Below are 19,338 nucleotides of genomic sequence, written 5' to 3' on the forward strand. Positions count from 1 at the left end.
CCCGTTTATTTTTTCAATGCTTCCTTTCTAATGTAAAGATTCATCGAAAAAGCATACTGATGGTGTTCATCCGTTTCGTGATAATCGGAAGAAATTAGCTTCCATTCGTCCCAGTCTACATTTGGGAAAAAGGCATCCCCATCAACCGTTGTGTGCACGATGGTCAGGTACAGTCTTTCAACCAAAGGCAGGGCCTGTTTAAAAACGGAAGCGCCTCCTAACACAAATACTTCGTTTTCGTCTTTAAGTAACGCAATACCATCATGTAAATCTTCAGCAAGTTCAGTATCAGCTGATTTTGCAACGTTCTGATTCCTGGTTAACACCACATTTCGATAGGAAGAATGTAAGGAGTCGGGTGCTTCAAAGCTTTTTCTGCCCGTCAGAAAGGCTTTTCCATCGGTTACTTTTCTGAAATGTTTCCACTCATCCGGAAGGTGCCAGGGCAGTCGGTTGTTTAGGCCGATGACATGGTTTTCGCTCATGGCGGCAATGATATATAGGTGCGGTGCGTGTGACAAACGGATCAGATTTTGATGGTAAATATTTTCAAAATACGTCTATAAATAGCAAACCAAAAAAAACACGCTTGTTTTTTGCCGGTCAAACCGGAATCTTACCACTCATCAAATGCCTGAAAAAATTTTTACATAGTACCTTGCATAGCAAAGTACCTGTGCATACCTTTGTTAGCATAGAAGGTGGAAATCCTGTCTGTTAGCCATGAAATACATTTCATTAAGTAAAACATGAAACCGATATGAATATCGAAAATGCCCAAGTGCAGATGCGGAAAGGAATTTTGGAGTTCTGTATCCTGCACATCATATCCCGGGGGGAAGTATATGCCTCGGATATGCTGGATGAACTGACTTCCGCCCGGATGATGGTGGTTGAAGGCACCCTTTATCCGCTTTTGACGCGACTGAAAAATTCAGGCTGGCTGGACTATAAGTGGGTTGAGTCATCCTCGGGGCCGCCGAGGAAATACTATGTTTTGACAGAGGAGGGGAAGATATTTCTGGATGCAATGCAGGAAACGTGGTTTGAACTGGCCGATTCGGTACAGGCAGTCATTCATCGCACCGAAGAATTGAGTAAGGGTGATACGTCAAAAACTTCCTAATCTAACTGATCATTTAAAGACCTTCGATTACTTCAATCATGAAAAAGACAATCAGTATTAATATAGGCGGTGTCATCTTCCACATCGAGGAGGACGGATACGAAAAGCTAAAAAGCTATCTCAATTCCATACAGAAATACTTTTCTGCTTTCGCAGACAGCAAAGAAATTCTTTCGGACATTGAAGGACGGATTGCAGAGCGTTTTTTAAACAAGCAAAAAACGGAAAACAAACAGGTTATTTCCCTTACAGATGTCGATGAGCTGATCGCTGCGATGGGTACCGTTGCTGATTTTGAGGCCATTGAACAATCGGACGATATCTTCGCGGATCCGCTTGAAACGGCTCAGCCAAAAACAGAGAGCCCAAAACAGGAAACTTATACGGCGGCTTCGGGTGCTCCGAAGGCTGAAAACAAAACATCAGTCAATCCGAGAAAATTATACAGAGATCTTCGCCGCAAACTTGTGGGCGGTGTAGCAGCCGGATTAGGACATTATTTTACAATCGATCCGCTTTGGGTCAGACTGGCTTTTTTGTTCGCTGTGATTGGTTTGCCTGCCGGTTCGGGTATGATGGATCTGAACCTTGAAGACGAACTTGGTCCGATATCTGGTTTTATGGTCGTGGTTTACATCGCGATGTGGATTGCTTTCCCGGGATCAACGACGCTGGAAGAAGACACAAAAATCAAGAAGTTCTATCGTAATCCGGACCGTAAGGTTGTTGGCGGGGTAGCTTCCGGTGTTGCTTCTTATTTCGGTGTGGATCTGGGCGTTGTGCGTTTTCTCTGGGTGCTTTCGATATTTCTTTTTGGAACAGGGATTTTGATTTATATCGTCCTTTGGATCATTGCGCCGGTGGCTAATACGCTTACTGAAAAGATGGAAATGCAGGGGGAGCCTATCACGCTTTCCAATATCGAATCCAACATTAAGCAAAGTCTTAATCTGAACGATAAGGAAGGCGAAGAAAACCCAATTACCAAAATTTTACTTTTCCCTTTTCGTGCCATTGCGTTGATCATCGGGGCGTTGGGGAAGTTGTTACAAGGTCTGGGGCCCGTGCTTAGGATCATGATCGGCGTGCTTTTGGTGGCTATCGCAGTAATTTCATTGTTTGCCCTGGTCGTTTGTGGTGCTGCATTGTTTGGATTTACGAGCGTATCCACATTTGATGGAATGCCCTTACCATTCCGTATTTTTCAGGAAATTCCTTCCAGTCTTATTCTGTCAGGGTTATTGGTATCTGCGATTCCCTTCGTTACGTTCCTTTTATTGGGATTGACACTTTTGTCAAATAAGAAAATCGTAGGGAGCACCGTTTGGCTGACTTTGTTAGGTCTATGGATTGTGGGTATTGTTGTGGCGACGATCCAGGGTATAGGTTATCAGCAGAATTTTGCCCGGCGAGGGGAATTCTCCCAGTCGGTATATTACGCCATGCCAGCCGGAACACTGACCCTTGATGAAAATGACTATGACGAGGATGAAAATATCGATATCGACATCAGGCTGGCTGGTTATAACGGTGCTGACAGCCTGAGACTGGACAAAAAGATGATGTCGAGAGGCCGCACTAAAGAAATTGCACGCCAGCTTGCTTCGGAGATCACTTATGATCTGACGGTCAAAGATTCGGTGGTGCTCTTCCATGAAGGTCCTGCTATTACAAAAGATGGTCCGTTCCGCGATCAGCAAATTGATCTGACCCTGAATATTCCTTACGACAAACAATTTATCATCACCCGCGGTTTATGGTTTTCTGTTTCGCACTGGTATGGCAGTAACCACCATCTGGATAAATATGATCTGAATGATGATGATGTGAACTGGGATCAGTTGCGCTGGACGATTAAGCGTGATTCTGGATTGGTTTGTATCAATATTCCTGAAAAATATATCCGCAAAGAAGAAGACCGCGGTCATGGGAATTCCTATTCTTACGATGATGAGAATAGCGATCTGAATCTCGGCGAACGTGGTACTTATATCAAACAATTCCCGGTTAAAGATTTCAAAAAAGTAGATATCGGTGGTGCTTATTCGATCATCGTGAAGCAGGGTGCGGAGTTTGACGTGTCAGCAGACGGAGAGGAAAACGATGTGGACGATTTGAAAATTTATGAAGAGGGTGGTGTGCTACGCGTGAAACGTACTTCTCCTTTCCATCTTTTTAATAACGACTGGAAAAGGATCGGAATCGTGATCACCATGCCGACTATTGAAGGAGCCTCCCTCTCTGGAGCCAATAAGGCGAGAATCTCAGGTTTTACCGGACTCTCAAAACTTGATGTGGATGTTTCAGGTGCTTCCAAAGCTGAAATTGATGTTGAAACCAGTGAATTGACGCTGGGACTTTCGGGCGCATCGAAGGCTAGGCTAAAAGGTTCAGCCAAATCAGTCAATGCAGATCTGTCCGGCGCTTGTAAGCTTGAAGGTACCAGCATGAACATTCAGAACGTCGATATTCATGCATCGGGAGCTTCCAAAGCAGATTTTGGAAGGGTGGCAAACATCAAAAAATATTTAAGTGGCGCCAGTAAAGTGGATGTTCAGGAATAATGTAAGAAAAGGATGCAACCTCTGAAACAGATTTAGCATCATTTACTCACATTAACCAAAACATAAACGGATTAAGGTCATGAAAAAATTATTTTTGTTTGGAATAGCATGTTTATTATCAACAGCAATGGCTTTTGCCCAGGAAAGCCGGACTTTTAATCTTTCCGGTTTTAATAAACTGGCCATGGGGAGTTCATTTAAAATTGAGGTGAAACAGGGGAAACAATTCAGTGTAACAGCCTCGGGACAAAGTGCTGATGTAAAAGAACTGGAAGCAAAGGTTGTTTCAGGTGTCTTGAAAATCGGATACCGTGGAAATAACTGGAACAAAAACCGTAAAACGGTCGACATCAATATCACCATGCCAACACTTGAAGCGGTTGACTTTTCTGGTGCTTCAAAAGCCCAGGTTGGAAATTTCCCGGACTCGAAGACCATGGCTATTGAAGTTTCCGGTGCGTCAAGTGTAAACATGAATTTTTCTGCACCAAAGGTTTCTTTCGAATTATCGGGAGCATCCTCGTTGACGATTGTTGGTCAGACTGATATTTTAAACGGAGAAGTTTCGGGCGCGTCTTCTTTCAAAGGAGAAAACTTTCCGGCCAAAGAAGTTAACATCGATGCTTCCGGAGCCAGCAGTGCCAATGTAGTGGCCAGCGCATCCATCCACGCAGACGCAAGCGGAGCCAGCAGAATCCGTTACGGCGGAAGCGTGAAGGATATTCATTCCAACACTTCGGGAGCCAGTTCTGTGAAGCGGGATTGAGAAAAATATAGATTGTAAAGTAAACAGAGAAAGCCGGCATCGTCCGGCTTTCTCTGTTTTATGGCCTGAATGAAAATCAGTAGCAACAAATTGATAGGAATATATTTATGGACATGCTTAACTTAGCAGCCTGATTTAAAATATTCAGGAAAATTGTCCGCTTGTATGTTGCCCGCAGGGTTGTACAGCCAGGTAATTCACAATTTTAACTTTGATAATGAGGTATTTTTATTCGATGAGACGCGCGCTAGTTTGCTTGATTTTTCTTCCCCTGGTTTTTGCTCAACCGGTGAAAGCGCAATCCACCAAACGTTATATGCCTCCAATGGGTGTTTTCAGCCTGACTGGTGGCGCCGGTATTGCGTATTACATGGGTGATTTGCGTGCAGGCAAGATCAACAGACATTTGGGACTTGGGCCGTCCATTTCGGTTGGCGCATTATACAGGTTAACCGAACATTTGAGTGCCAGAGGAGAAGTAAGGTTTTATCAGGTTTCTGCACACCAAAAATATACACCAAATTATCAGAAAAATCTCTCATTCCGAACCAGAAACCCGGATTTGAATATCGGCATTCAAGCTGATTTGTTCGCTTACAACCGGCATGAGAAAATAAACCCATATCTTTTTGGAGGCGTAGGGGTAACGTATATGACGCCCAAAGCGGAACTGGATGGAAAATGGATAAGTCTGGCTCCCTTGCAAACGGAAGGTGTGAAATATAGTCGGCTGCCGTTGGTCTTCATGGCAGGAGGAGGTATTTCCGCTCAGGTGGTGGAGCGGTGGAGCATCGGGATGGAATTATGCAATAACTTTATGAATTCAGATTATCTGGATGATGTAAGTACCGTGTATCCTAGTGATGCGATGCTTTCCAGCGACATGGCCCGCCGGCTGTCTGACCGCTCCTCTGAAATTGGTGCAGCCAAACAGGAGCCCGGCTGGCACCGGGGCAGCCCCGGTCGTAAGGATATGTACTTGTTTTTACAATTTCGTGTCAATTATCTGATCGGTACAAAGAAAGAGGCACACGAACGAAGAAACGTACGTACCCCGCGACTTAAATAAAATATATTTTTGAAAATAAATCCGATGTTAAAAGCCAAGACCCCTCAGCAATCGGAGGTAACCATGACAGAAATGGTTCTTCCCAATGATACCAATACGCTCAATAATTTGATGGGGGGGCGTTTGCTTCACTGGATGGATATTTGTGCCGCCATCTCAGCGCAAAAACATTCAAACCGCATCGTCGTAACGGCTTCGGTGGATAATGTCTCTTTTACGGAACCTATTCGTTTGGGGAATATTGTGACGATGCATGCCCGGGTTACCCGCGCTTTTAACTCTTCGATGGAAGTATATCTGGAAGTTTGGGCAGAAGATATTCCCGCGGGTTTACGGGTGAGCACGAACCGCGCTTTTTACACTTTTGTTGCGGTAGATCAAAACGGGCGGCCCATAGAAGTGCCCCCGCTTTTACCGGAATCAAAGGAAGATGAAGAGTTGTTCGTCAGTGCTTTACGTCGCCGTCAGTTGCGGCTTGTTTTGGCTGGCCGCATGAAGCCGGGCGACGCTACCGAGTTAAAGGCATTATTTGAATTAGGAGAAGAAAAGCCATAACCCATCTTTTTTTGGTAATTTTGCCAAATCCTGAGCGACCGGCAGTGGCTGGTGAAAAGTCTCCTCGCGAGCTTTGACTTCATAAGCGCTTAGAAGAGAATTATATTTCAAAAAGCGCTCATTCATTATCATTATATGGCAAAAGAAATTATTTTTTCGGAGGAAGCCCCGGCTCCAATCGGCCCGTACAGCCAGGCTGTTAAAGTGAATAACACTTTATATGTTTCAGGACAAATCGCCTTTGAAGCTTCTCAGTCGGGAAGTATCAAAATAGAAACGGGGAAAGTGATGGAAAATATCGGACACATCCTTAAAGCGGCTGGCTTTGGTTATGAGAACGTTGTGAAATCGAATATCTTTTTAAAAGATATGAACGACTTTGCCGTGGTGAACGAAGTGTACGGCCAGTTTTTTACCAGTGATCCTCCCGCCCGTGAAACGGTTCAGGTTGCACGTTTGCCAAAAGATGTGAATGTTGAAATCTCGGTGATTGCGGTAGCGTTGTAATCAATTGTGGTCGGTGAATTGTCAGGAGGTAGTCACGAGTAGTCAAGGTTTGTCAGGTTTTGCTGACAATAAATGACGAGAAATGACAACGAATGACTATTTCATGACTGATGTATTTTTAAGTTAATGTTGAAATAATGACTAAGTTACCAGTTCGGGTGAGATTCGCCCCAAGCCCAACAGGACCGCTCCACGCCGGAGGTGTCCGCACGGCATTATATAATTATCTGTTTGCCCGTCAGCAAGGTGGCCAAATGCTGCTTCGTATTGAAGATACAGACCAAACCCGTTATGTTCCGGGAGCGGAAGAATATATTTTAGAAGCGCTTGCATGGCTTGGCATCGAGATTGATGAAGGAGTGCAGGTAGGAGGCCCGCATGCGCCGTACCGCCAGTCGGAAAGAAAACCAATTTATCTTGAATATGCAGAAAAGCTGATTGCCGACGGCAAGGCGTATTATGCATTTGATACCCCCGAAGAACTTGATGCGATGCGCAAGCGCCTGGAAGAAGCGAAAGTTGCGGCGATTCAGTACAATGCCATTACACGTCTGGAAATGAAAAATTCCCTGACGCTTTCTCCGGAAGAAACCAAGGCACGCCTTGCAAGTGGTGAGCCTTATGTGATCCGGATGAAGATTATGCCGAAGGAGGATATCCGTTTCAATGACCTGATCCGTGGGTGGGTCGTGGTGCATTCGTCGCAGATTGATGATAAGGTTTTGCTTAAATCGGATGGTATGCCGACCTACCATTTGGCCAATATTGTGGATGACCATCTGATGGGGATCACGCATGTAATCCGTGGGGAAGAATGGCTTCCTTCCGCTCCGCTGCACGTTTTGCTTTACAGATATCTGGGTTGGGAAAGCACGATGCCGCAGTTTGCACACTTGCCGTTGCTATTGAAACCTGACGGAAATGGTAAGCTTTCAAAACGAGATGCAGATCTGGGCGGTTTCCCGATTTTCCCGTTGCAATGGACAGATCCAGTGACGGGCGATATCGCGAAAGGCTTCCGTGAAGAGGGTTATTCTCCTGAAGCAACTGCTAATTTTCTGGCCTTGTTGGGTTGGAATGCAGGAACGGAACAGGAGATTTTCAGCATGGATGAACTGATCAAACTTTTCAGTTTTGAACGTGTTCATAAGGCCGGTGCACGATTTGATATCCAGAAAGCAAACTGGTTTAACCAGCAGTATCTGAAACATAGAGACGATGCCTCGATCGTTGCCGAAATAAAACCGATTTATGCGGCTAAGGGTATTGAAGTAAGTGACGAGCAGGTTCTTCAGATTGTACATTTGTTGAAAGACCGTGTACATTTTACCAAAGAAATCGTGGCGGAATCCGTGTTCCTTTTCAGCGCTCCGGAAGTTTATGACCAGGATGTGGCTGTAAAAAAATGGAATGAGGAAGCTGTAAACGCGATTTCCGGTTTTAAAGAAGCCCTTGAAGGATTTGAAGGCGATTTTCTTGCCGATGCTATCAAACATGTGCTTGCGGCTAAAATGGAAGCGTCAGGGATTAAGATGGGGAAAATCATGCAGGCGCTGCGTCTTGCCGTGACGGGTGCCGGAGCCGGGCCTGATCTGATGGTGATCATGGAGATTTTGGGGAAACAGGAAGTAATAGGCAGACTAGCCCAGGCATTACACCGTTTGCCTGCCCAAATTCGCCTGGCATAACTGTAAAATAACCGTTCGATCAATTTACTTTGGCAATCGGTATGCGGTGATATAATTTCGTAACAGTAATTTATTTTACGGGTCCTGACACCAAAAGTAAAGGGCCGATAGCCAATAAAAATTATGGCCAAAAAGAAACAACCCGACGCTGCCAAACCAGCAAACGAAAAACCTCGTGTCCATAAGGATTTGGATGGTTTTGATATTCAGATCAATTCATTTGGTGAGATCACAACCAGTTTTGATATGGATCGTATCAACCAGTTTTTGAACAAAAATGTGGATGATAAGAAACTTCGCGACCGGGAAGATATTCCGGGAAGAAAAACGAAGAAATCCAAGGCTAAAAAAACGGAGGAGGAAGAAGAGGAGGAGGAATAGAGAATAATGGTTGTTTACGACATACCTGCGTGATTTACTGACAACATATAAACTTTTAAGTTACAATGATCTCACACGAAATTGATTACAAGATTATCGGCGATGATATCCAAATCGTGGAAATAGAACTCGATCCAAATGAAACTGTGATCGCCGAAGCTGGTGCGATGCTTTTCATGGAAGATGGTATTCAGTTTGAAACCAAGATGGGAGATGGATCTGAGGCCAACCAAAGTATTATGGGTAAGATCTTTCAGGCTGGGACCCGCGTACTTACCGGTGAATCTCTTTTCATGACGCACTTTACAAACCGTGGCGTTGGCAAGAAAAAGGTCGCTTTCTCGGCTCCTTATCCCGGAACGGTTATGCCGATCGATCTTTCCAAAATTTACGGCAACGAACTGATCGTGCAAAAAGACGGATTCCTGTGCGCTGCATTAGGCACCAGCATGAAAGTCCACTTTAACCAGCGTTTTGGGGCAGGTCTTTTTGGTGGTGAAGGATTTATTCTTCAAAAACTGAAAGGTGACGGAATGGCTTTTGTGCATGCCGGTGGTGTGGTGATCGAGCGTCAGCTTAACAATGAAACCCTTCGTGTGGATACCGGGTGTGTCGTTGCTTTTGAACAATCTTTGAGCTTCGATATCCAGCGTTCAGGTGGATTGAAATCCATGGTGTTTGGCGGTGAAGGCATGTTTTTGGCGACGCTTCGTGGAACCGGTCGTGTCTGGATTCAATCGATGCCAATTTCAAAACTGATTCAGCGATTAGCTGTCGGCGGACCTAACGCGGGGAAAGAAAGCGGTTCTGTAATTGGCGGATTGGGAAGTTTATTTGAAGGCCGATAAAGTTGATTTAACATCATCTGATTGTGATAAATAAAAGAGCTGCTCTGATTTTAGGTCGGAGCAGCTCTTTTGTTGTAGTCATCGCAGCAAAAGGCTGGCCTCTTGCTGCGATATATTTTTATTGTAGTGGATAACCAGGGTTCTGAGGTTTCAGATTCGGGTTATTTCTCATCTCCTGAACGCCCAATGGGAAGAGCAGATGTTTTTCTTTTAACTCTACTCCGGATCCTACGTTCAGGTTAAGGTGTCCTACGAAATTATCAAAACCTTTGGTTTTTTCATTGAACACTTTACGCAAGCGAACCATGTCAAACCAGGTGATGCCTTCATAGCAGAATTCATGCCAGCGTTCTTTCCAAACGGCTTCGCGGAAGCTGGTTTGTGAATAAGTTCCCATACCTGGTGTGGTAAGCTGAGCGCGGTCACGGATCTTCTTAAATGCATCGTATGCTTCCTGATTTACGCTTCCAACTTCATTTTGTGCTTCGGCATATATCAACAGCACTTCGGCATATCTGATCAGGTTTACATTCAGGTTATTCAACCTGGTCGGTGTAATGCCTGGTCCTCCTAATGCATTAATATTGAAATACTTGAAGACATAAGGAGCTTCCAGTTCAAAGGGCGCACCCGTTCCGTTGAGAAAATATGAAGTGTAAAACCATCCATCCTGATTTTTCTTACGGAGGTCATTCGCATCATATGTTTCATAGAAAGATGTCGTGGGAACAGTGCTTCCCGTTCCGCTCGGACCAGAATAAGTAACTGGCTTAAAGTTGGGGAAGAAGTCATTCAACGGGAAACCAGCCACCGAAGTATTGTACTGTATCTGGAATAAATGCTCAACCCTGTTCTTCAAATTCTCCTGGTGTAATTCCCGGTAAGTTGGGAACAGGTTTACGACAGCTGGATTCGCTTTTGCGTAAGTGATTACTTCGAGTGCTTTGTCGGCAGCAAGTTTGTAATGCGATGCTCCCTTGCTAAGCGGAAAGCCTGCCATCGTGAGGTATACCTTTGACAATAAAGATTTTACTGCCATTTGTGTAGCTCTTCCCGTGGTAGCTGTTACCGGAAAACCGGCTGCTTCAGCCGCTAGCAGATCTTCCACGATCAATTTGTAGATTTCTTCCTGTGGCGCTTTGCTCGGGCTAAAATCCTCCGAATCAGGCGTTTGTGGTTTGGTGATCAAAGGGGCATCTCCCCACAAGCGCACCACATTGAAATAGGCCCAGGCCCGAAGGAATCTGGCTTCTCCAATGAGCTTTGTTTTTTGTGCTTCATTGGCAGCGGGGAACGCAATACCAGGGATTTTTGCTATTCCAAGGTTTGCATTGCCAATGATCCGGTACAGCCCATTCCACCAGTTAACGATATGTCCTGTATTGCCGTCATAAGTCAAAGAATACAGGTTGTTTAAGTCGGAGTTTTGGCCGGTTTGGGTGGTCGCTGTTCCGGTTACCGCTTCCAGCATTTGCCAGTTGGCGGAGAAAATACCGGCACCCTCGCCGTAAAACCTGAGTCCTGCATAGGTTGCATTGACGACAGATTCCGCATGATCCGGGATCGTAAAAAAGACATCGGGCTGTAAGTTGGAAGGATCTGTTTCGTCCAAAAAGTCGGAACAACTGGTAGGCCCCAAAAGGATTGCCGCGCCGAGGAACAACTTAGATATATACTTAATGCTATTTAGTTTCATGTCAATTGTCATTTAAATGATTCAAAGAGTCAATCTGTTAGAACGCAACCTGTAAACCTGCCGTGTAGGTAGTCGGCTTTGGATAGCTATGCCAAATCATCCCTTGTGAGAAAACGTTGTCTCCATCTCCACCGCGGATTGGAGTTTGTTCCGGGTCGCCGTGAGGGTATTTACTGATCAGGAAGAAGTTCTGAGCGGATACGTAAAGTCTCAGTTTGCTCATTTTTAGCTTGCTTGCAATTTCTGTCGGGAAGGAATAACCCAACAGCAGGTTCCGGCCGCGGATAAAGGATCCGTCAAAGATCCAGCGGGTATCCACATTGGTTACATAACCTGCTTTTGTATCGCGTAGCTGTGCGATCGGCGTATTCTGGTTCGTAGGTGTCCAGGCATCCAACACCGTTGCATAGCTGTTGGCTAGCGATACTCTATCCTCACTGGCATGAAGGTTCATGTCCATCAAGTCGTTACCATAAGAAAACTGGACGTCAAAAGTAAGGTCAAAGTTGCCATAGCGAATGGTGTTCGTCATAGATCCCCATCCTTTTGGGCTACCATTTCCAATGATACTACGGTCTGCATCGGTGATGGCACCATCGCCATTAACGTCTTTGTATTTAATGTCACCAGGAAGCATTTTCAGGTTGCCGCGATAGCTGGTGAACTTGGCTGCTTCATCTCTTTCAGCTTCTGACCATGTTCCCAAACGGGTAAGTCCCCAGAAAGCACCCACAGGTTCTCCAATGCGTATGATGCTTGTTTGGTTGGTAATGGAAGGGCCACCCACACCAAAGATGTCGGAAGGTGTGGCAAGCGACAATACTTTGTTACGGTTAAAGGAAATGTTAAAACCTGTGTTCCAGGAGAATTTAGCTGTTTCAACGTTGACAGTGTTTAAAGTAAATTCAAACCCTTTGTTTTCCATTGAACCAACGTTTTTCCGGATGGTCGCATAGCCACTGGTACGGGGAACCGGCGCATCCAATAGCATGTCAGTTGTTTTTCTATAGTAGTAGTCTACTTCCAGGGCTATTCTTCCTTTCAGGAAACTAATTTCCAAACCTGCATCCGTTTGTGCTGTTTTTTCCCAACGTAGATCGGGGTTGGGTAGTCTGTTGATACCCGTACCGCTCACTCTGCTCTCACTAAATATAGTGGAGTAAGTGGAACTCAAGAGAGGGAGAGAAGAATAAGGTGGGATCTCTGAGTTACCTGTAAGTCCGTAGCTGGTCCGTACCTTCAAATTAGAAATTATGGAATTTCCTTTTAAGAAGGCTTCATCAGAAACCTTCCAGGCCAAAGCAGCAGAAGGGAAGAATGCAAATTTATGATCTCTACCGAATTTAGACGATCCATCCGCACGGCCCGTAACGGTGAACAGATATTTTTCGTTTAAGGAATAGTTCAGACGTCCAAAGTAGGAGTTAAACGCAAAACGTGAGGCTCCGGATACGTAGGGATTAGAAGACGGTGCTGTTGCGCCGGCTCCCAGGTTATCGAATCCGAAATAATCGGTAGCGAAGTTTTGAGCACCAACACCCGTAGTCGTGACGTTGGTTTCCTGCCATGAAATACCGGCAAGTGCATTCAGGGAATGAATACCAAAGGACTTATTGTACGTCAGGTAGTTTTCCCATGACCAGAAAGTTTCCTTTCTGTTATCCTTTCTTGCTGTGCCCAGCTCCCCTGGCGTCAGCGTGCGGGTTTGCGATTGGTTTGCTTCCTGCGTGATTACGTTTACGCCCAGTACAGAACGCAACTCAAGCCCCTTGGCAAGGGCCACGTTTCCGTAAAGACTACCCAGCGTTGTTTGTGTATTCAGATTGAACTTGCGACCCATCAGACGGTGTACAGAACTCATGGCTCCTTCAGCACCAGGATAATCACGGTTGTTTGCAAATTCTCCGTTAGGATATTTTACAGGCATAAAAGGGAAATCCTCTACCATTTGACGTGGAACGGCATCACTAATATCTACCAGATTCTCTGCCTGATTGTTATAGCTTAACGTACCGCCGATTCTCAGCCATTTTTTTACCTGGTCATCAATGCTGAAACGGGATGAATAACGTTTCAGATACGAGGTTTTGATTAATCCTTGGTCGTCGCGGTAATTAAGTGACAGCGAGTAAGTGGTCTTGTTGTTGCCACCACTGAAACCTAACTGATGATTCTGAGAAACTCTGTTTTGTGTCGACTCTTTGAACCAGTCCGTATCGTAGTTAGGCGCGTATTTTTTTGTTCCATCCGGATTATTGGTTACTGTAAATATATCCGGGTGTGCTGCCTGTAGAGAAGCACGTCGTACCTGTGGGTCGTGGCTCTTGTACTTGCCTTCTGCCCAACCTGCCGGGTCGAATTTTTCCATATTCTTATATGACAAATCCTCTACATCCAGATATTGTTGTGCATTAAGTACCTTAGCTCTTTTCGGTCCGGCTGTTGGTACGCTTAGATCAAGGTTATAAGTAATGACGCCTTCCCCGGATTTACCTCTTTTGGTGGTAATCATAATGACCCCGTTTGCACCTCTGGCTCCATAAATGGCAGTAGATGAGGCATCTTTCAACACCTCTACCGATACGATATCATTTGGGTTGATAAAGTCAATCGCCTGGCTTTGCTGATTTTGATTTCCCTGCGGCAACATTACACCATCCACCACGTATAATGGGTTATTGGATGAGTTGATCGAGCTGAACCCACGGATACGAACGTTGGAACGTCCACCCGGGCGTCCCGAGTTGATATTAACCTGTACACCGGAAACTTTCCCTTGTAACGCCTGATTCAGTGAGGGCACAGGACGCTCTCTAAGTTCTGCTTCTTTTACAGAACCAACAGAACCCGTTAAATCTGATTTCTTGGCAGTACCATAACCGATAACAACCACTTCACTCAGTGCTTTTGTGTCGGATTCAATTGCGATATCAAGTACGGAACGGTTTCCTACCGCCATTTCCTGGCTCACATATCCTACAAAGCTGAATACAAGAACAGCTCCGCTTTCAGGTACAGCAAGTGTGTAGTTTCCATCGCCGTCGGTGGTAGTACCTGTACTTGTGCCTTTTAGAACGACGTTTACCCCAGGAAGGCTTTCACCTTTTTCCTTATCGGTAACTTTTCCTTTTATGGTTCTGTCAACACTTTTGGCTGCAAGCGCATTGATGTTGATCTTTTCTGCCAAAATGGTGTTCATGCCCACTTTGTTGCCCTGATAAAGAACAACCTGGTTTTCCATCACTTTGTACAGAATGCCGTGTGGCGCAAGCATTTGATCCAGAACTTCTGACAAGGCTTTTGCTTTGGCATTAATCGTTACTTTCATTTCGTTCTTTACCACTTTGCTGCTGAAAATGAAACGAACTTTCGTGGCTGTTTCCAGTTGCAACAATGCACTTCTCAACGAGGCGTCTTTCAGTGCAAGTTCTGTTTTCTGGCTTAACAGATTTTGTTCAAGGCTGTCTTTCGCGTAGGTTCCAAAGGAACACAGCAACGCGAGAAGCATTAGTAAGGTTTTTTGCATCGCTCCTATCGGAGACGTGCTTTTTCTGGTATTGTTACTTTTCATACGGTTGGTTGCTTTAATTATGAAAATGTTAGTACTCCGTCCAAGGCATTTATTTAGTGGAATGAGTCAGTTCAGAAACCTGGTGAGGCAGTTGGAAGTAATACTGGTAGGCTTTTGTTCATACGTTTAATTTAGAGGTTAAATAGAAGATACTGGTTTAAATTATGGATAAGCGCTTAGTCACAACCTGCCCCGGAAAGACGGATTGTGCCGTTGTTGATTGTGTAGGTTGCACCGATGGATTGGCACAAAAGGTCTAGGATCACAGGTAATCTGAGGTTGGTGAAATCGGCGCGCAGAAAACAGTCCTGCATCACTTCATTCTCAAACTCAATCTGAATGGCAAACATTTCTTCCAGAGTACCGGTAACCTGTTTGACAGAAGCCCAGTCGAAATTGATCGTAACGGGTTCCCAAATTTGGAAAGGAGCGGTCGGGACCCGTTTAAATTCATTGAGTTTTCCCGACAGGCAGTCAAACGCCACCTGTTGTTTTGCTTTGATAATCCGTTTCTCTTCCGGGCCGCTCACGGCAACGGTGCCGCTTACCACGGAAACTTCGAAATGCTTGCTCCCTTTTTTGGCCTGAACATTGAAGCTTGTGCCCAAAACTTCGGTGGTCATTTTGCCTGTATGGATGATAAAGGGTTTTGCAGTATTTCTGGTAACGTCGAAAAAAGCTTCTCCTTCGAGGGTTATCTCACGTATTTTGTTTCCATAGCTATTGGAATAAACAACCCTGGATCCTGGATTTAGCCAGACTTTACTGCTGTCGGGTAATTGCTGAAACAGAATCTGGGCGGTTTTGTTTTCCAGATATTTTGTTGCGCTTTCAATACGTGTTATTGGTTGTTGCTTGGCCGACAATGGACTACTCCGAAAGAAAAAGGAAATCCCAAAACCCAGGATGACCGACGCCGCCACATACCAATGCCACTGACGGAAGAGATGTATGGTCAGGTTTTTATTGTTTTCACGCTCTTTGAGTTTTATCTGTGCCCTGATTTTTTCAAAAACAGAGCTTGAGTAACGCCCGGTTTTTGCATCGGGGAATACCGTGTCCAGATCCGGTTCATTCTCAAATGACTGGTACCATTTCTCAACCTCTTCCAGCTCTTCCCGCGTGGAGGTGCCATTCAGATATTTATCCAATACTTCAGATGAAATAGAAGTTCTTTTCATAGATCAATTTGTTTTGGATAATAATAAATTGATTTAGTGCAAAATATTAACTTTTGTACTAGGACGTACCGAAAGGCTCAACACCTTAGTGGAATGATGAAAAAAGATTAAATTTTTTTATTTGATAATATTGGAAGCCCTAAATCAGGTCAATATATTGCTCGAAGGCAGTCAGGAACATGGAAATACAGGAGATAGAATAATCACGAAGCCGGTGACGGATTGTATTCCGTGCTTTTAAAAGATGACTTTCGATGGTCTTGGGAGAAACGTTGGTTTCGCTGGCAATCTGCTGAATGGATAACCCGCTTTCAAATAACTCATATACGTTCCGGCATTTTTCCGGCAGGTCGGAGACACTCTGCTCGTAAGCCGTTTTTAAATCGTTGTAGGCAATTTCTTCATAGGTCGCATACCCGGTTTCTTTTTCGGCGTAGTCTGCCGGGTATTCGGCTACCTTGTTATTCTTGCGGAAAAATGAGATCACGGCATTGCGCAAAGACGTGTGGATGTACGCATCAAACGTTTTAGCAACTATGATCTGGTGTCTTTTGAACCATATAGCCACGAAAAGCTCCTGCACTAGTTCTTCCGACTGATCGCGGTCACGAAGTCTTTTGTAGGCATCATTAAGAATCCTGTAAAAATACCGGCGGTACAGTTCTTCAAAAGCAAGGTGATTATCCAGTTTAATTTCGGAGAACAATTCCTCGTCATTAAATTCCATAAACTGAATCCTATTTGTGCTCATAGATGTTACAGTTGTTAGTCAGGATAGGGGAATAAAGTTGTAGAGGTCTATTCCGTATGGCAATATTATAATAAATAAATAGAATATTTAAATGGTATTTTAATTTTAAGATTAAATCGGCGTTGCAAACGTTTGCAAAAAAAAATCTGGACGTCTTTAAGTAACCGTTGTTCGGGCCAGTTTCTGTAAGTAACTCAAAAACATATAGTAATCTCTCCTGCGGTCTTGGATATCACACCTTAATAGTATATTATTGATATTCAAAAGGTCAGCTTTTCAGGAAGGGACGTTTTAATGCATTATACCATATATTTTTTATCGGTTACAAAATATTGGTATTCCTTCACGAACTTCTTTTCCTGCGGGGGAACAGCAGAAAGCGGTCCGCAAGGATTTAATACGGTTTATACTTATTTTTTTGAATCAGCCTGTTTGGTTATCAAAATAGGTTGGCGCAGATGTACCACTCAACTTATGATTTATAAACTTTATTCCTCATCTATGAAACGTGTAGTCAATTCAGTTAGTCATGTTCAATGTAGGTCCTTCTCAAGTTTTACAAAACCCTGTTCGATACTTTTGCTGGCTGTCGTCGTGATGATTTCAGGAAAGAGTTATGGCCAGGGTTTTATGGATGTCACGACAAACCAATTTCAAAATTTACCCGGTTTCGCCTTCGGTGCCACGGCCTGGGGAGATTATGACAACGATGGGCGGCTGGATCTGATGGTCACCGGAAGTATGAATCTGGGCGTGAAAAGTATTCTCTATCAGAATACACCGGCAGGTTTTGTGGACCAGTCTGCTTTATTTGCGAATTTGCCCAATGTACAATTTGGCTCGGTGGCCTGGGGAGATTATGATAACGACGGTCGGCTCGATCTGATGCTTACCGGGGCCGATGTTTCGGGTTTTGTTAGTAAACTGTATCGGAATACACCGGCTGGTTTTGTTGATGCATCTATGGTTTTACCGGATCTGCCAGGACTGGCCTTCGGAACGATCGACTGGGTGGATTATGATAACGACGGTCGGCTGGATTTGCTGCTGACCGGTTTGGGATTTCCTTTGGATGTCAACAAATTATACCATAATACACCGGCAGGTTTTGTCGACGTGTTTAGCACGCTTCCAACCCTTACGGCATTACAATATACATCAACGGCCTGGGGAGATGTTAATAACGATGGCCGTAAGGACCTGCTCATAACCGGTAACACGAATACGACAGGGCCTTTTAGCAAACTTTTTCTTAATGATGCTGTCGGCTTTCTTGAAGCCACAGACTTGTTACCCGGCCTTCCCGGACTTTATGTAGCATCGGTTGCCTGGGGTGATTACGACAACGACGGCAGACTGGATCTGATAGCGACCGGGCAAACGGAGGACGGGGGCGGTTTTACGGCACTTTACCATAACACACCCGGCGGTTTTGTTGATGTGACGAACACGTTAATCCCGGATGTAATCGGCCAGGCGTATACCAAAGCCCTTTGGGGAGACTATAATAACGACGGGCGCAGCGATCTTTTTCTGGTAGGCTCAAGCACATCGGCCAGCGTGTTGTATGGTAATGAAATCACGGGTTTTGTTAGCAATCCGGAACTTCCGTCCTATCTGGCAACATTAACAGATTTTATACCGTCCTGGGTTGACTTTGACAACGACGGTAAACTGGATTTGTTTACCGTCGGCGGTTTGGGCGGTTTTGGGCAGGACAGTAAGCTTTATAGTAACCAGGCCGTACTGGCCAATACGTCTCCGGAGGCTCCCACCGACTTATCGGCTACGGTAACGGATGTGAGCGCCAAATTAACCTGGCAGCCAGCACTTGATACTCAGACAATACCCACGGGTTTAAACTATAATTTATATGTGAGTGATACACCCGGCGGCCAAAATATTGTTGGCCCGATGGCAGATCAGGCCAACGGATTCAGGAAGATCGTGAAAGCGGGAGGACAGCAAACCCTGGTGGCAGATTTGGCAGGACTAATACCTGATAAAACGTATTACTGGGGCGTGCAGGCAATTGATCCGGCGTTTTCCGGGTCTCCTTTTTCAGAAGAGCGGTCTTTCAAAACATTATCCACATTGCCGGTAACGTTAATCCGTTTTACAGCCGAAAATACGGAAAGCCAGGTCGCCCTGAAATGGAAAACAACCACGGAGATCAACAGTAGCTTTTTTGAAATACAACGGAGTCAAAATGCGAAGGACTGGGCAAAAATCGGTGAGGTTTCTGCTTCGGGAGAAAGCAGCAGTGTTCGTGATTATTCTTTTCAGGATGAAAAACCGTTTTCTGGCAATAATTATTACCGGCTAAAAATGATTGATAAGGATCAAACCTATGCCTTTAGCGGGATTCGTAATGTGCGGTTTGCAGGCAGTCCCGAGATATCTTTTTATCCCAATCCGGTAATGGAACAGTTGACGATCAAAACCAAGGACGGGGAACCAATCAAAAATATTGAGATTGTTAATACCAGCGGGCAGAAGGTATATTATTCTGAATTGAAATCTGACGATCCGATTCTGGTTGGCAAATTTCAAAATGGGCTTTATGGCGTGAAGGTAACCAAGGCAGACGGGCAAGTGATAACGCACAAAATTGTGATCAATCACTAGGAAACAG

Annotated in this window: 15 protein-coding genes; 10 read left to right on the plus strand and 5 right to left on the minus strand. The window is 44.8% G+C overall.

Translation table 11 applies throughout. The features are described from left to right. Positions 1-5: 5 nt before the first annotated feature. Positions 6-521 (minus strand): dihydrofolate reductase, encoded by a 516-nt coding sequence (locus RB622_RS22865; protein ID WP_308049021.1) that lies wholly within the window; start codon positions 519-521, stop codon positions 6-8. Positions 522-760: 239 nt separating this feature from the next. Here RB622_RS22865 and RB622_RS22870 point away from each other — a divergent pair, with 239 nt between their 5' ends. The 9 genes from RB622_RS22870 (at position 761) to RB622_RS22910 (ending at position 9,504) form a co-directional block, all read left to right on the plus strand. After that, positions 761-1,126, plus strand: a complete 366-nt coding sequence (locus RB622_RS22870) for a PadR family transcriptional regulator (RefSeq protein ID WP_308049023.1) — start codon at positions 761-763, stop codon at positions 1,124-1,126. A gap of 38 nt (positions 1,127-1,164) precedes the next feature. Next, on the plus strand, positions 1,165-3,690 hold the full coding sequence (locus RB622_RS22875; protein WP_308049025.1) for a PspC domain-containing protein: 2,526 nt from the start codon (positions 1,165-1,167) through the stop codon (positions 3,688-3,690). Between the two features lie 79 nt (positions 3,691-3,769). After that, a complete protein-coding gene (locus tag RB622_RS22880) occupies positions 3,770-4,456 on the plus strand; it encodes a head GIN domain-containing protein (protein WP_308049027.1) in 687 nt (228 codons plus the stop codon). A gap of 289 nt (positions 4,457-4,745) precedes the next feature. Further along, complete coding sequence (locus tag RB622_RS22885) at positions 4,746-5,525, plus strand: hypothetical protein (RefSeq protein WP_308049028.1); 780 nt, start codon at positions 4,746-4,748, stop codon at positions 5,523-5,525. A gap of 24 nt (positions 5,526-5,549) precedes the next feature. Then, entirely contained in the window at positions 5,550-6,080 is a 531-nt protein-coding gene (locus RB622_RS22890) for an acyl-CoA thioesterase (RefSeq protein ID WP_308049029.1), read from the plus strand. A gap of 135 nt (positions 6,081-6,215) precedes the next feature. Then, on the plus strand, positions 6,216-6,587 hold the full coding sequence (locus RB622_RS22895; RefSeq protein ID WP_308049030.1) for a Rid family detoxifying hydrolase: 372 nt from the start codon (positions 6,216-6,218) through the stop codon (positions 6,585-6,587). Between the two features lie 137 nt (positions 6,588-6,724). Then, positions 6,725-8,275, plus strand: a complete 1,551-nt coding sequence (gene gltX, locus RB622_RS22900) for a glutamate--tRNA ligase (RefSeq protein ID WP_308049031.1) — start codon at positions 6,725-6,727, stop codon at positions 8,273-8,275. 123 nt (positions 8,276-8,398) lie between these two features. Continuing rightward, positions 8,399-8,656 (plus strand): hypothetical protein, encoded by a 258-nt coding sequence (locus tag RB622_RS22905; protein ID WP_308049032.1) that lies wholly within the window; start codon positions 8,399-8,401, stop codon positions 8,654-8,656. A gap of 65 nt (positions 8,657-8,721) precedes the next feature. After that, a complete protein-coding gene (locus tag RB622_RS22910) occupies positions 8,722-9,504 on the plus strand; it encodes a TIGR00266 family protein (RefSeq protein ID WP_308049033.1) in 783 nt (260 codons plus the stop codon). 118 nt (positions 9,505-9,622) lie between these two features. Here the strand turns inward: RB622_RS22910 and RB622_RS22915 are convergent, their stop codons facing one another. From RB622_RS22915 to RB622_RS22930, 4 genes are all read right to left on the minus strand, one after another. Then, positions 9,623-11,200, minus strand: a complete 1,578-nt coding sequence (locus RB622_RS22915; protein WP_308049034.1) for a RagB/SusD family nutrient uptake outer membrane protein — start codon at positions 11,198-11,200, stop codon at positions 9,623-9,625. Positions 11,201-11,237: 37 nt separating this feature from the next. After that, the gene (locus RB622_RS22920; protein WP_308049035.1) at positions 11,238-14,771 is read right to left on the minus strand and encodes a TonB-dependent receptor; all 3,534 of its coding nucleotides are present in this window, start codon (positions 14,769-14,771) and stop codon (positions 11,238-11,240) included. 176 nt (positions 14,772-14,947) lie between these two features. Next, complete coding sequence (locus RB622_RS22925) at positions 14,948-15,952, minus strand: FecR family protein (RefSeq protein WP_308049036.1); 1,005 nt, start codon at positions 15,950-15,952, stop codon at positions 14,948-14,950. Between the two features lie 139 nt (positions 15,953-16,091). Continuing rightward, positions 16,092-16,703 (minus strand): sigma-70 family RNA polymerase sigma factor, encoded by a 612-nt coding sequence (locus RB622_RS22930; RefSeq protein WP_308049037.1) that lies wholly within the window; start codon positions 16,701-16,703, stop codon positions 16,092-16,094. Between the two features lie 501 nt (positions 16,704-17,204). On the opposite strand from RB622_RS22930, the gene RB622_RS22935 reads away from it, so the two are divergent. Continuing rightward, entirely contained in the window at positions 17,205-19,331 is a 2,127-nt protein-coding gene (locus RB622_RS22935) for a T9SS type A sorting domain-containing protein (protein WP_308049038.1), read from the plus strand. The last annotated feature ends 7 nt before the right edge of the window (positions 19,332-19,338 follow it).

Origin of the sequence: Dyadobacter sp. LHD-138, from assembly GCF_030929615.1 — a bacterium.
Taxonomy (GTDB): domain Bacteria; phylum Bacteroidota; class Bacteroidia; order Cytophagales; family Spirosomataceae; genus Dyadobacter.

What these genes read in the sequence shown, in the direction of transcription:
- RB622_RS22870 (WP_308049023.1), top strand. Translation starts at nt 761, where the DNA reads ATGAATATCGAAAATGCCCAAGTGCAGATGCGGAAAGGAATTTTGGAG.
- RB622_RS22875 (WP_308049025.1), top strand. Translation starts at nt 1,165, where the DNA reads ATGAAAAAGACAATCAGTATTAATATAGGCGGTGTCATCTTCCACATC.
- RB622_RS22880 (WP_308049027.1), top strand. Translation starts at nt 3,770, where the DNA reads ATGAAAAAATTATTTTTGTTTGGAATAGCATGTTTATTATCAACAGCA.
- RB622_RS22890 (WP_308049029.1), top strand. Translation starts at nt 5,550, where the DNA reads ATGTTAAAAGCCAAGACCCCTCAGCAATCGGAGGTAACCATGACAGAA.
- RB622_RS22895 (WP_308049030.1), top strand. Translation starts at nt 6,216, where the DNA reads ATGGCAAAAGAAATTATTTTTTCGGAGGAAGCCCCGGCTCCAATCGGC.
- gltX (WP_308049031.1), top strand. Translation starts at nt 6,725, where the DNA reads ATGACTAAGTTACCAGTTCGGGTGAGATTCGCCCCAAGCCCAACAGGA.
- RB622_RS22905 (WP_308049032.1), top strand. Translation starts at nt 8,399, where the DNA reads ATGGCCAAAAAGAAACAACCCGACGCTGCCAAACCAGCAAACGAAAAA.
- RB622_RS22910 (WP_308049033.1), top strand. Translation starts at nt 8,722, where the DNA reads ATGATCTCACACGAAATTGATTACAAGATTATCGGCGATGATATCCAA.
- RB622_RS22915 (WP_308049034.1), bottom strand. Translation starts at nt 11,200, where the DNA reads ATGAAACTAAATAGCATTAAGTATATATCTAAGTTGTTCCTCGGCGCG.
- RB622_RS22920 (WP_308049035.1), bottom strand. Translation starts at nt 14,771, where the DNA reads ATGAAAAGTAACAATACCAGAAAAAGCACGTCTCCGATAGGAGCGATG.
- RB622_RS22925 (WP_308049036.1), bottom strand. Translation starts at nt 15,952, where the DNA reads ATGAAAAGAACTTCTATTTCATCTGAAGTATTGGATAAATATCTGAAT.
- RB622_RS22930 (WP_308049037.1), bottom strand. Translation starts at nt 16,703, where the DNA reads ATGAGCACAAATAGGATTCAGTTTATGGAATTTAATGACGAGGAATTG.
- RB622_RS22935 (WP_308049038.1), top strand. Translation starts at nt 17,205, where the DNA reads ATGAAACGTGTAGTCAATTCAGTTAGTCATGTTCAATGTAGGTCCTTC.